General features: G+C 66.4%; 12 protein-coding genes and 1 riboswitch. Of the genes, 1 reads left to right on the top strand and 11 read right to left on the bottom strand.

The window, feature by feature from the left end; translation table 11 throughout:
• Position 1: 1 nt before the first annotated feature.
• The 3 genes from K323_RS0114765 to K323_RS0114755 form a co-directional block, all read right to left on the bottom strand.
• Positions 2-1,006, bottom strand: coding sequence for an NAD-dependent epimerase/dehydratase family protein (locus K323_RS0114765; RefSeq protein WP_026851689.1), 1,005 nt, complete (start codon positions 1,004-1,006; stop codon positions 2-4).
• Between the two features lie 194 nt (positions 1,007-1,200).
• Positions 1,201-2,100, bottom strand: coding sequence for an ABC transporter substrate-binding protein (locus K323_RS0114760; protein WP_022886050.1), 900 nt, complete (start codon positions 2,098-2,100; stop codon positions 1,201-1,203).
• Positions 2,101-2,303: 203 nt separating this feature from the next.
• Positions 2,304-2,780 (bottom strand): YbaK/EbsC family protein, encoded by a 477-nt coding sequence (locus K323_RS0114755; protein WP_026851688.1) that lies wholly within the window; start codon positions 2,778-2,780, stop codon positions 2,304-2,306.
• A gap of 463 nt (positions 2,781-3,243) precedes the next feature.
• On the opposite strand from K323_RS0114755, the gene K323_RS0114750 reads away from it, so the two are divergent.
• On the top strand, positions 3,244-3,780 hold the full coding sequence (locus tag K323_RS0114750) for a gamma carbonic anhydrase family protein (protein WP_022886048.1): 537 nt from the start codon (positions 3,244-3,246) through the stop codon (positions 3,778-3,780).
• Positions 3,781-3,970: 190 nt separating this feature from the next.
• Here K323_RS0114750 and K323_RS0114745 read toward each other — a convergent pair whose 3' ends face one another.
• The 8 genes from K323_RS0114745 to K323_RS26345 form a co-directional block, all read right to left on the bottom strand.
• Positions 3,971-4,852 carry a bifunctional methylenetetrahydrofolate dehydrogenase/methenyltetrahydrofolate cyclohydrolase gene (locus tag K323_RS0114745; RefSeq protein ID WP_022886047.1) on the bottom strand — a complete coding sequence of 294 codons (882 nt, stop codon included), beginning with the start codon at positions 4,850-4,852 and terminating at the stop codon, positions 3,971-3,973.
• A gap of 176 nt (positions 4,853-5,028) precedes the next feature.
• The gene (glyA, locus tag K323_RS26355; RefSeq protein ID WP_281170166.1) at positions 5,029-6,357 is read right to left on the bottom strand and encodes a serine hydroxymethyltransferase; all 1,329 of its coding nucleotides are present in this window, start codon (positions 6,355-6,357) and stop codon (positions 5,029-5,031) included.
• A gap of 26 nt (positions 6,358-6,383) precedes the next feature.
• Positions 6,384-6,472: riboswitch (ZMP/ZTP riboswitch) on the bottom strand.
• 32 nt (positions 6,473-6,504) lie between these two features.
• Complete coding sequence (gene mnhG, locus K323_RS0114735; RefSeq protein ID WP_026851687.1) at positions 6,505-6,855, bottom strand: monovalent cation/H(+) antiporter subunit G; 351 nt, start codon at positions 6,853-6,855, stop codon at positions 6,505-6,507.
• Entirely contained in the window at positions 6,852-7,115 is a 264-nt protein-coding gene (locus K323_RS0114730; RefSeq protein WP_022886044.1) for a monovalent cation/H+ antiporter complex subunit F, read from the bottom strand. Before K323_RS0114730 ends, mnhG begins: the two co-directional genes overlap by 4 nt.
• Positions 7,112-7,693 (bottom strand): Na+/H+ antiporter subunit E, encoded by a 582-nt coding sequence (locus K323_RS0114725; RefSeq protein WP_022886043.1) that lies wholly within the window; start codon positions 7,691-7,693, stop codon positions 7,112-7,114. The genes K323_RS0114730 and K323_RS0114725 overlap by 4 nt, the downstream gene beginning before the upstream one ends.
• Positions 7,690-9,243: a Na+/H+ antiporter subunit D gene (locus K323_RS0114720; RefSeq protein ID WP_022886042.1), complete on the bottom strand. Its 1,554-nt coding sequence runs from the start codon at positions 9,241-9,243 to the stop codon at positions 7,690-7,692. The genes K323_RS0114725 and K323_RS0114720 overlap by 4 nt, the downstream gene beginning before the upstream one ends.
• Positions 9,240-9,707 carry a sodium:proton antiporter gene (locus K323_RS26350; RefSeq protein ID WP_022886041.1) on the bottom strand — a complete coding sequence of 156 codons (468 nt, stop codon included), beginning with the start codon at positions 9,705-9,707 and terminating at the stop codon, positions 9,240-9,242. The genes K323_RS0114720 and K323_RS26350 overlap by 4 nt, the downstream gene beginning before the upstream one ends.
• Positions 9,704-12,661, bottom strand: a complete 2,958-nt coding sequence (locus K323_RS26345) for a Na+/H+ antiporter subunit A (protein WP_022886040.1) — start codon at positions 12,659-12,661, stop codon at positions 9,704-9,706. The genes K323_RS26350 and K323_RS26345 overlap by 4 nt, the downstream gene beginning before the upstream one ends.
• Positions 12,662-12,873 lie beyond the last annotated feature (212 nt).

Raw genomic sequence — 12,873 nt, 5'->3', positions numbered from 1 at the left:
ATCAGCCGGCAAGCAGCTGCGCCTCCACGGCTGGGTCGAGCCCGACCGGCGGACGGTCGGGGCGGTGCGGCGCTACGCCGCCGATCGACTGCAACCAGGCCCAGGTATCGCTGACGGTCTGTTCGACCGGCCGGCACACGAGGCCGGCAGCGACCGCCTTCTGCACGTTTCCCCCGTGCATGAAGTCGTAGTCCTCTCCCGCCGGCAGCCAGATCGGCAGGCCCGTCCACGGTGCGACACCGGCGGCGAGGATCTTGTCTGGATCGCTCCAGCACAGGCGCGCCTCGGATCCTGGCGTTCCGGAAGCCACCGCATCGACGGCGCTCTCGAGCAGACTGCCCATGGTGGCGTGACCGGGTGGGCTGACGACGTTGTACGCACCGTGGAGGCCGCGGACGGCGGCTGACAGGCCCCAGGCTGCCAGGTCGCGCGCGTCGATGTACTGGATGCTGGCATCCGGCGGTCCAGGCGCGAGCACGTCACCGCCGGCGGCGATGCGGTTCAGCCACCACGGCAGACGCCCGATGTTCTCGTACGGCCCGAGGATCAGCCCCGCACGGGCGAGGATCGCCCGGTCACCGAATGAAGCAAGCACGGCGAGTTCGCCGCCGGCCTTCGCCGTGGCATAGTCGTCGTCGGGTGAGCCGTCGACGACGGGTGCGTCTTCCGTCGCCCCCGCCGCTGCCGGGTACTGGTAGACGGAACGGCTCGAGACGTACAGGTAGCTTCCGGCCCGATCAGCGAGAACGGATGCCACGTCGCGCACGGCCTTGGGCTCCCACGACCAGGTGTCGACGACGACGTCCCATTCGTCTCCTGCCTCGGTTCCACCGTCCAGTGCCAGGAGACCGTCTGGGCGAGATCGATCGCCACGCAACGCCGTCACACCGGCAGGCACTTCATGACTACCCCGATTGAGCATCGTCACCGACCAGTCCTCCGCCAGCGCCTGCTCGACAAAGGCTCGTCCGACGAATTCCGTTCCACCAAGTACCAGGAGTCTCATGCGACCCAGCCTGTCGTACGGCCGCCACCGGAGCATCCGTTTTCGCCCACGGCAGACGCAGCCCTGCGAACATCACCCTGCCAATGTCGCCCAACCGACGTCACCGAGCCGAAGTCACCGAGCCGTGAGAAAAGCACCTTCCCAGCGCTGGGAAGGTGCTTTTCTCACGGTTCGGCGAGGTTGTGGCGGCCGATCTAGCCCTTGCCGCCGGCGTTGATCGTGATCTCGTCGATGCCGCCGTCAGCGACACCCCACTCGTCGAGGATCGCCCCATACGTGCCGTCGTCGACCAGCGACTGCAGTGCCGCCTGCACGGCCTCTGCCATGCCGGAATCCTTGGCCACCGCGAGTCCGTATGGAGCTGCTTCGAAGGTCTCCCCCGCCATCTGCAGCTTGTCCTTCAGCTGTGCGATGCCATACAGGGTGACCGGGGAATCGGCGCTGAACGCGACGGCCTGGCCGAGCGCGACGGCGTTCGCCGCGGCATCCTGCGTGTCGAAGGGCATCTTCTCGATGGGATCCTTGCCTGCTGCCACGCACGCGTCGCTCTTGGCCGGGATCTCGACAGTGTCCTGGTAGGTGGTGGCCTGCACGGCAACCTTCAGCCCGCAGGCGTCCTCCGGATCGACCTCTGTACCCGCGGTCGACGCCCACTGGATGCCGGCGACGTAGTAGTTGACGAAGTCGACCTGCTTCTCGCGCTCGACGTTGTCGGTGAACGAGGACTCGCCGATATCGATGGTGCCGCCGACGATGCCGGGGATGATGGTCTCGAAACGTGCCACCTTGTATTCGACGTCAAGGCCCAGCTTCGCGCCGATAGCGTCGCCGAGCTCGATGGCCCAGCCGACCGGCTCACCTGCGTCGTCCTTGTACTCGTTCGGGGCGTAGTTCGGGCTGGTTCCGATGATGAGCTTGCCCGACTCCGCGACCTTTTCCGGGAGCAGCGCCACCGCCGCCTCGTCGACCTTCACATCGGATGCCCCGGCGGAATCGGTGGATGCCCCGGTGTCGCCCGTCGAGTTGTCGACGCAGCCGCTGAGCAAGAGCGCGGCCGCCGCTGCGAGGGCCGGGAGTGCATATCGTGCGCGCATGGATCATCCTTCTTCAGTTGTTCTTCAGTCGGACTTCAAGTGCTCCAGCAGTCACTGGTTCGTCATTGAAGTGCGTGAACGGGGCCGAATGCCCTCGAGCCTAGGAGCATCCGTTCGTAGACACTATGGAGATCAAGACCAAGCGGGTCGTGCTTGCTTGTGAGGTAGTGCCAAGCCCGGAGCGAGGCCTGGTGAGCCCCAGCCTACGGTGTCACCCGAACGGGTTCCCCGCCGGTGACCCGCACGAGGTCGTCGTAACCGATCGGGAAGACGGTGTGCGCGTGACCGGCAGCTGCCCAGACCTCGGGAAATCCGGCAAGGTCGACATCAACGACAGTGCGGATCGGAGACGGATGCCCGAGCGGCGCGACACCGCCGATCACCTGGCCCGTCGCATCCTTCACCTGGTCTTTGGCAGCGCGTGCAATGGTGCCGCCGAGCTGCTCCCCGAGCCAGTCAGTGTCGACTCGATGGGCACCGGAGGTCAGAACGAGCAGGGGCTCACCGTCCAGGGTGAATACCAGGGAGTTCGCGATCGCGCCGACCTCGATGCCGAGCGCTGCGGCCGCGGCCTGCGCGGTGGTCGCCGCGTCGTCGAACCAGCGGATCTCGGGCGTCAGCCCCTGCTCGGCCAGGGCCCGACGCACACGATCGACGGAAGGATGGGCGGTATTCACCATGCGCACCAGCCTAGTGATCCGCCGCGCCCAGGTTCGTCGCCCAGGTTCGTGGCGGTTCGTGGCGCAGGTTCGTGGCGGTTCGTCGCGCAGGTTCGTGGCGGTTCGTCGCCCAGGTTCGTCGCTCGAGTGCAGCTCGCCGAGAATCGCCATTCGCGCCCACAATCCCCGCTGCAACGACGACACTCGGCGCAATCGGCGACACTCGGCGGCACCCGGCACCCGGTCCCCCAGTCCCAGTCTCCAGCCCCGTCCCAGCCCCACCAGCCCAGCCCTACGTCCCTCGATTCGGTTAATCGAACATCCTCGCCGTGCCGGCCGCGTGTTTCCGGGCACCGGGGCAAGAATCAGGCGGATTAACCGAATCGGGGCACAGCACGACGGGCAGACGGGCAGGCGCGCAGGCGGGCGGGCAGCTGGGCAGGCGGGTAAGCGAGGGCAGATCGCGCGCGGCTAGGCTGGCGGCATGGCTGCCGATCCTTCCGCCCGCATCATCACCCTCCCAGACCTGGCGTCGCCGGTGGTGCCGGAGTCCGCGTTCGTCGCAGCCGGGGCCGTCATCGTGGGGCGGGTCACCCTCGGCGAACAGGCCAGCGTCTGGTACAACGCAGTGCTCAGGGCAGAGCAGGAGCCGATCTCGATCGGCGAGGGCTCGAACCTGCAGGACAACGTCTCGTGCCACGTCGACGCCGGTTACCCCCTCACGGTGGGCGCCGGCGTGTCCGCCGGGCACGGTGCCGTGCTGCACGGCTGCACGATTGAAGACGGCGTGCTCGTCGGTATGTCCGCTACCGTCATGAACGGCGCCGTCATCGGCGCCGGATCCCTTGTCGCCGCGGGTGCCGTGGTGCTCGAGGGCACGGTGGTTCCTCCCGGGTCGCTGGTGGCAGGAGTCCCTGCGAAAGTGCGCAGGGAGCTGACCGATGACGAGGTCGCCGGCATCCGTCAGAATGCCGCCCACTACCTGCAGCACTCCGCCCTGCACCGCAGGGCTATCGCCTAGTTGCGTGAGGCTCGGCGGGAGAACGAGGGCATCCGTTGTCGCGCTGCTGCAGGGCGCTCACGCCAGCCAGCGGCGTCGCTTCGCGCGTCGCAATCAGACGCGTGCCGACGGCGAACCAGCTGGCGAAGCAGGTGGCGAACCCAGGTGGCGAACCAGGCGCCTCCGATCAATGAAACACGTCGGCGCGTTCCTATCCGAGTGCGTACTCCGCGGCCTTCACCACGTTGCCGAGCAGCATGGCCCGCGTCATCGGGCCGACTCCACGCGGGTTCGGAGAGAGATAACCGGCGACGGATGCGACGTCAGGGTGCACATCGCCGGTCAACTTGCCTTTTCCCGTGACCGCGTCTTCGACCCTGGTGATGCCGACGTCGAGTACCGCCGCGCCCGGCTTCACCCAGTCGGGCCGGACCAGGTGCGGCACTCCAACCGCGGCCACGACGATATCGGCGCGGCGCACCTCCGCCGGAAGGTCAACCGTGCGGGAGTGGGTGAGGGTGACGGTCGCGTCCAGCCCCTTCCGGGTGAACAGGAGTCCGAGCGGTCGCCCGACGGTAAGGCCGCGACCCACCACCACCACATTCTGCCCAACGATGGGAACGCCAAAGCGCTGCAACAACTCGACGATGCCGGCCGGGGTGCACGGCAGCGGCGAACGCAGCTCACCCTCGATACCGAGCACCAGCCGACCCAGATTGGTCGGGTGCAGGCCGTCGGCGTCTTTCGCCGGGTCGATGAGCTCGAGCATCGCATTCTCGTTGTGCCCGACCGGAAGCGGCAGCTGGATGATGTAGCCGGTCACCTCACGGCTCGAGTTCAGATCGGCGATGGCTGCGCGCACGTCAGACGTCGTGGCCGACGCCGGCAGGTCGATGCGGATCGACTCGATCCCGACTTCTGCGCAGTCCCGGTGTTTGCCGGCGACGTACGAGCGTGACCCTGGGTCGTCGCCGACCAAAAGCGTGCCGAGTCCTGGCACCACGCCGTGCGACCGCAGTGCCGAAATGCGCTCCGCCAGCTCGGACTTGATCGCCGACGCCGTCGCGACACCGTCGAGAGTGATTGCCGTCATGTCTCTTCCAATCTGTGGGACGTGCGTCGCCGACTCCGACTCCGACTCCGCGGAGCATCCGTTTGTTCCAACCATTCGACGGAGATTTTGTCCGAAATCACCGAAAACGGATGCCTACGGCCAGTTTGAGCCACAATCTCCGTCGAACGGTACCGGGTTCGAATCTCGGGGAGTGGTTACTGGGCGAGCCCCGGGTAGAGCGGGAAGGCATCCGTCAGCGCCTTGACGCGCGTGCGCAGTGCAGCGATCTCGGCACCGGGCTTCAGCGCCTCAGCGATGACATCGGCGACCTCGGTGAACTCTGCATCGCCGAACCCGCGCGTTGCGAGCGCCGGAGTACCGATTCGGAGGCCGCTGGTCACCATCGGCGGCCGCGGGTCGAACGGAACGGCGTTGCGGTTGACCGTGATGCCGACCTCGTGCAGGGCGTCTTCAGCCTGCTGGCCGTTGATCGGCGAGTTGCGCAGGTCGGCGAGCACCAGGTGCACGTCAGTGCCACCGGTGAGCACGTCGACTCCGGCGGCCTTCGAGTCGTCTGCGATCAGCCGGTCGGCCAGGATCCTCGCACCGCGCACGGTGCGCTCCTGGCGGTCCTTGAATTCCGGCTCTGCCGCCAGCTTGAACGCCGTGGCCTTCGCCGCGATCACGTGCATGAGCGGTCCGCCCTGCTGGCCGGGGAAGACGTTGGAGTTGAGCTTCTTGGCCAACTCGGTGTCACGCGAGACGATGAACCCAGAGCGCGGGCCGGCGAGGGTCTTGTGCACCGTGCTCGACACGACGTCGGCGTATGGCACCGGCGACGGGTGCAGGCCGGCCGCGACGAGCCCGGCGAAGTGGGCCATGTCGACCCAGAGCTTGGCGCCGACCTCGTCTGCGATGGCACGGAACGCGGCGAAATCGAGGTGACGCGGGTAGGCAGACCATCCGGCGATGATCACCTTCGGCTTGTGCTCAAGGGCTTTGTCACGCACGACGTCCATGTCGACCCGGAACGTCTCCGGATCGACACCGTAGGCGACCGGGTTGTACAGCTTGCCGGAGAAGTTCAGCTTCATGCCGTGCGTGAGGTGGCCGCCGTGTGAGAGCTCCAGGCCGAGGATGGTGTCACCCGGCGTCGCGATGGCGGACAGCACCGCAGCGTTCGCGGTCGCTCCGGAGTGGGGCTGCACATTGGCGTATTCGGCGCCGAACAGCGCCTTGGCGCGATCGATGGCGAGTTGCTCTGCGATGTCGACGTACTCGCAGCCGCCGTAGTAGCGGCGGCCAGGGTAGCCCTCTGCGTACTTGTTGGTCAGCACGGAGCCCTGCGACTGCAGCACGGCACGCGGAACGAAGTTCTCGCTCGCGATCATTTCGAGATAGTCACGCTGGCGGCCGAGCTCCTGCTCGAGAACAGCGGCGATCTCGGGATCGACGACCTCGAGCGGCTCGTTGAATGTGGATGGCGCGGCGGTGGATGTCGCGGCAGCGGATGGCGCGGTATTGGTCGGAACAGCAGTGGACACGGTCGTCTCCTTAGACATTTCAGTGATGTCGTGGCCCAGGCGCGCGGCCACGAACCGTGTCGGTCGCTCCCCGATGGTGACCCATCTTCGTGCTACGCCAGTTGCGACGCGGCTAGCTTACCAGCCGCCCGGGCGATGCCGGGCGACTTATACCCGGTTCTGTCGCCTGAAAGGGGCGAGCTCGTCGGTGACCAGCAGATCCGCTCTCAGGTGCTGCGTGTCGTAGGCCGACCGGGCAACCAGGTGCGCGGCCATCGGTGCCGTCAGCGCCTGGAAGACAACGATGGCAACGACCAGGGTGAGGGTGCCCAAGGTGAAGTTGTTGACGGCGACGTCGGCCGTAATCGCCATCAGCCCGAAGATCTGCGGCTTGGTTGCGGCGTGCAACCGTGAGAGCACGTCGGGAAACCGCAGCAGGCCGACACCGGCGGCGAGGCACATCAGGGAACCGGCCAGGACCAGCACGGCCGTGACGATGTCGCCGGCGAGGCCGCTCATGCGCGGTCCTGCTTCGGCAGGAAGCGGGCGACGGAGAGTGAGCCGAGAACCCCGAACAGGGCGAGAACCAGCAACACCGGCAGATTGTCTGTGTGGCGGTTGAAAGCCATCTCGGCCCCGAGGGCGCACATGATCGTCGCCACCAGCACGTCGGATGCGATCACCCGGTCGAGCACACTCGGCCCGCGGACGATGCGATACACAGCGCAGAGCGCGCCGATGCCGAGCATGATGCCGGCGACAATGGCGACGATGGTCATCCGTTCTCTCCTGCCTGTCGTTTGGATTCGCGTCGCGCGCCTGCGAGCGCCTTCACGTCTTCCCGCGATCCAAGGGCGAGCACGATCCGCCGCTCCGTTGCGAGCACCGACTGCCTGAATCGCTCCGTCGCCTCACGGTCTTTCATATTCAGAACGTGCAGGTACAGCGTCGAATTCTCACGGTCGGTATCGATGACGATCGACCCAGGGACGATGGAGGTCGACACGGCCGTCCAGGTAAGCACCAGGTCGCTGCGGGTGCGCATGTGGATCGCGAGAACGGCGTTGCTGGCCCGGTAGTGCGGCGCCAGGGCGAGGAAGGCGACCTGGATCGACGCACGGATGATGTCGAACAGCAGCCACGACAGGTAGAGAACCAGCCGCACCGGGTTCACGCGTCCGCTGAGCTGCACAGCCGGCAGGTAGAAGACAACGGATACCACGGCCGCGAACACCGCGCCCGTGACGAGGTTGAGCCACGAGAAGTTGCCCCACAGCAGCATCCAGAGCAGCGCCAGGCCGAGGAAGAGTGGAAGTTGGTTGATGAGGCTCGCGAGCCTCGCACGGCGGGAGGTCATGGTGCACCGTCCGGAAACACGGCGTCGATGTAGGTCGAGGGGTTTTCGATGTTGGCGGCCGCGCGCGCGGTGAGGTCGAAAATCGGGCCGGCGAAGACGGTCAGGGCCACCGTCAGCACCAGCATCGCGGTCGTCGCACCCGTCATCATCGGCGAGATCGTCTTGGTCTTCACCGTTCCTTCGTCCTGCGGAGCCTCCATCATCGAGTCGAGCGATTCGAGCTCTTCCGCCTGGGCCTTCGTGCGCCAGAACGCCATGTTCCACGCCCTGGCGAGCGCATAGAGGGTAAGCAACGAGGTAGCGGCCCCGGCCGCTATCAGCACGTAGCTCAATGGATCCCCCAGCTCGACTCCGGCCTGGAAGAGCGCAACCTTGCCGAGGAACCCGGAGAAGGGTGGGATTCCGCCGAGGTTCATGGCTCCGATGAAGTACAGGACCGCAACGAAGGGGGCGGCCTTCAGCAGACCGCCGAGCCGCGACAGAGATGTCGTGCCGCCGACGCGCTCGATCAGGCCGGCGCAGAGGAACAGTGTCGTCTGGATCGTGATGTGGTGCACAACGTAGAAGATCGTCGCAGAGATGCCGAGCTGAGTGCCCATCGCGATGCCGAACACCATGTAACCGATGTGGCTGACCAGGGTGAACGACAGCAGCCGTTTGATGTCCGCTTGCGCGAGGGCGCCCAGGATGCCGATCACCAGGGTCAGCAGCGCCGCGATCATGAGCGGAGCGGTCAACTGGTTGTCGGGGAAAAGCAGCGTCTGGGTGCGGATGATGGCGTAAATGCCCACCTTGGTGAGCAAACCGGCGAACACCGCCGTGACCGGCGCCGGCGCCGTCGGGTAGGAGTCCGGCAGCCAGAACGACAGTGGGAACACCGCCGCCTTGACGCAGAAGGCAAGCAGGAGCAACAGCCCGAGGATCAACTGCACATCAGACGGGAGGTCGGGAATCCGCTCGGCCAGCAGCGCCATCGTCACCGTGCCGGTGGCCCCATAGAGCAGTGCGATCGCGCTGAGGAACAGCAGCGACGACATCAGACTCACGACGATGTAGGTGATGCCGGCACGGATGCGCGCGCCGGTACCTCCGAGCGTCAGCAGCACGTAGCTCGCAGACAGGAGCATCTCGAACCCGACGTACATGTTGAACAGGTCGCCGGCAACGAAGGCGTCGAAGAGCCCGGCAGCCAGCACGAGATAGGTGGGATGGAAGATCGAAACGGGGGTGTCACTGTCGCCGTCGGCGATGCCCTGGCCGACGGCGAAGATGAGAACGCCGAGGAGCATCAACGCCGACACCAGGAGCATGATCGCTGAGAGCCGGTCGACGACCAACACGATGCCCCACGGGGCATCCCAGCCACCGACGTGCACAACTCCGGGACCATCCCTGTCGACCAGGAACAGCAGCACCGAGCTGATCACGGCGACCGAGGTCAGCGAGAGCACGCTCACCACGATCTGCTGGCGGCGTCGTCGGCCGAGAGCAAGGGTGATGGCCGCACCGAGCAACGGAATGGCGACAACGAGCGGGATCAGGGCGTTCATGGTGCCTGTGCCCCCTCTGCTTCGTCTTCATGCTCGCTCGCGTCAAGAGCCGCCTGAATGGCCTCTTCGTCTTCGGTGGAGGAGCGGAAGGTCTCTTCGGTGAGTTCTGTGGTCTCCTCCGCGTGCTCGTCGGTGACAATATCGCCCTCGTCGCCGAGCTGCGCCAGCCACCAGGAGCGGTAGATGAGGGCAAGAAGCAGCGCCGTGATCCCGAAGTTGATCACGATCGCGGTGAGCATGAGCACCTGAGGCACCGGGTCTGCCATGGCTTCGTCTGATGCGGTGCCGGTGACGATGGGGGCGCTGCCCGGCCTGCCGCTCATGATGAAGATCAGCAGGTTCGTGGCATTGCCCACGAGCAGAAACCCGATGAGCACCCGGGTGAGGCTGCGCTCGAGCATCACATAGACACCGGCCGCGTACATCACGGCCATCACGACGACAAGAACGAGGGAGGCGCTCACCCGGACACCTCCGTTGAGCTGGCCTGCGCCGCCGGCTCAGGCTCCGAACCCGGCCCATCAGGCACTCCGTCGCCGTCCCCGTCGCCCTCGCCGCTCTCGCGCTGGATGTCGATCTCACTGCCCAGGCTCCGCAGGATGTCGAGGGCCAGGCCCATGACAACCAGGTACACGCCGATGTCAAAGATCGTCGAGGTGCCGAAGGAGAGGTGGCCGAGCACCGGAATGTCAGCGGTGAAGTACGCAGACTCCAGCGGAAGACCGCCGAAGAAGAGCGAGGCAACGGCCGTTCCGACGGCGAGGATGATGCCGAGTCCGAGGATCTTTCCCGGATCGATCGGCGCCGCTTCCCCGAGTTCGTAACGTCCGCCGGCCAGGTAGCGTGCGACGAGCGCAAGACCGGCGAGCAGCCCGCCCGCGAAACCGCCGCCGGGAGCGTTGTGCCCGGCGAAGAGCAGGTAGATCGACACAATGATCGCGGGGTGGAAGAGCAGCCGAACGAGTACCTCGATCAGGATGGACCGGTTCTTCGCCGCGATGGTGCTGGCGGACAGCAGCCACGACTGACGGGTCACTGCCGACCCCTCGTTCGACACATGCGGGTCGTCGAGAACCCGGCGGCGCTGCTGGCGTGATCGGCGCTTCTTCGAGGCGCCGACGCGGAGAATCTCGGGGTTGCGTCCTGAGACGAACAGCAGGCTGGCGACCCCGGTGGCCACGACGATCAGCACGGAGATCTCCCCCATCGTGTCCCACGCCCTGATATCGACGAGCATCACGTTGACGATGTTGTTGCCGTGGCCTTCTTCGACCGCGAGGCGCGGCAGGTCGGCCGCGATGGACTCCGCCTGCCTGGCACCGAGAGCGATCACCCCGATCGTGCCCATGACCGCACCGACCAGGATGCCGATGAGCGCGCGGCGCTTGCGGCGTACAGGGCGATTATGCTGGGCGATCTTCGGCGGGAGGCGGCGGAGCACCAGCACGAACACCACCAGCGTCATGGTCTCGACGAGTGCCTGCGTGAGTGCGAGGTCTGGCGCGCCGTGGAACGCGAACAACGCCACGAGGCCGTAACCGGTGACGCCGGCCAGCAGGACCGCAGTCATCCGTTGCCCGACGCGCGCGGCCATGACGGCAGCGACCCCCATCACCAGCGCGATGATGACCTGACCGGGGTAGTCCCAGAGCACGACGGCGTCTGGCCAGGTGCGGTTCACCGCCGCGGCGAAACCAAGGGCCAAGACAAAAACCACCAGGATGGTCGCCAGGTACTGCGGAAGGCCGCCCCGCTGCACGAAGTGGGTGATCTGTGCGGCGATGCGGTCGACAAAGCGCACGGTGGAGCCGTAGCCGAGGCCGGCGTCGATCCACGAGGGAACGCCCTCCTGCCAGCGCGCAATGGATTTGCGTCGCCAGAACAGGACGAACCCGGCCGCGAGCACCACCGCTGAGAGGGCGAGAGCCGGTTCGACACCGTGCCACAGTGCGAGGTGTGCGTGCCCGCCATCATCGATGGCATCTGCGGAGACGGCCAGGAACGGGTCAAGGAGAAACGCGAGCGGGCCGAGCGCGACGGTGAAGACGGCGAGGATTCCTGGGGCGACCAGAATGCCCCAGCGGTCGGATGCGAGCGGTGTGGACGGGACCTCCGGCCTGGTGGCGAATGCTCCCCAGAAGAAGCGAGCGCTGTAGGCGACGGTGAGCACGGAGCCGATCGCGGTTCCGGCGAGGGCGATCCAGCCCCAACCGTTTCCCGTCGCGCCGGCGTCGATGAACGACGTGAACACCGCTTCCTTGGCCACAAATCCGAACAGCGGAGGGATGCCGGCCATCGAGGCGACCGAGACGAGCGCGAGTGCCGCAAGGACGGGCCGGCGGCGACCGATACCGGAGAGCTGGCGCCAGTCCCTGGTGCCGGCCCGATGATCGATGATTCCGACGATAAGGAAGAGAGCCGCTTTGTAGAGCGCGTGGGCGAGCAGGAGCGCGAGACCCGCGAGCGCGGCATCCCGGGTTCCGAACCCCACGACAATCATGAGGAAACCGAGCTGGCTGACGGTGCCGTAGGCGAGCACCAATTTGAGGTCGTATTGACGCATGGCTCGCCAGGCACCGACCAGCATTGTCCAGATGCCGAGGGTGACGATGACCGGCATCCAGCCCGTTGAGTCCGCATACCCGGGGGCGAGCCGGGCGACCAGGTAGATGCCGGCCTTCACCATGGCCGCTGCGTGCAGGTAGGCACTGACAGGTGTGGGGGCGGCCATCGCCGCCGGCAGCCAGAAGTGGAAGGGGATGAGCGCAGATTTCGACAGCGCGCCGACCAGGATGAGCAACACCGCCCACGTGGCCACCGGGCCGGTCACCGGTTCGGCGACGATCAGCGCGAGCGACGTCGTGCCCGCTTCGACCGAGATCATCACGACGCCGATCAGCATCACCAGACCGCCGAACGTGGTGACCAGGAACGCCTGCAGTGCGGCACCGCGACTCTCCCGCTTGCTCGTGTAGTGACCGATCAGCAGGTACGACAGAACGCTGGTGATCTCCCAGAACATGAACATCACGAAGATGTCGTCTGCGGTCACGAGCCCGTACATCGTGCCGGCGAATGCAAGGAGGAACGCGGCAAAGCGGCCGAGCCCCGGCTCGTCTGCAGAGAAGTACCTGGCGCAGTAGACCAGCACCAGCGCCCCGACTCCGGTGACGACGAGAGCCAGCAGCCAGGCCAGTGCATCGACCCGGAATGCGAGCGCGATTCCCAGCTGCGGCATCCATTCGATGCGTTCGGTGACAGCGTCACCGGCTGCGATGGTCGGCGTCTGGGTGAGGGTGTAGCCGAATGCTGCCGCTGGAAGCAGCGCGATCAGATAGAAGACACGGGTCGACAGGAGACGGGTGAGCAACGGGGTGAGGACCGAGAGGACCAGGAACGCGAGGAGGATAATCGCCATGCGGCCTCCCGGCTGTCAGCAGTCAGAGTGTCGCCCTTATTCTACCGGGCGGCCTCACCGGTGAGGACCGGCCTGGGACAACGCGTCAGCCGGCCGTAGTCCCTGCGACACCCCTGCATCCGTTTCCGTGCCCGGATTCGGTTAACCGCTGGCCGCATGGCCGGGCGCTGCACTGTTCCGGGGCCGCCTCACCCAGATCGCACAGATTAACC

The sequence above is a fragment of the Glaciibacter superstes DSM 21135 genome, assembly GCF_000421145.1.
In the GTDB taxonomy this organism is placed as follows: domain Bacteria; phylum Actinomycetota; class Actinomycetes; order Actinomycetales; family Microbacteriaceae; genus Cryobacterium; species Cryobacterium superstes.
This window is presented reverse-complemented; position numbering and strand designations above follow the sequence as displayed.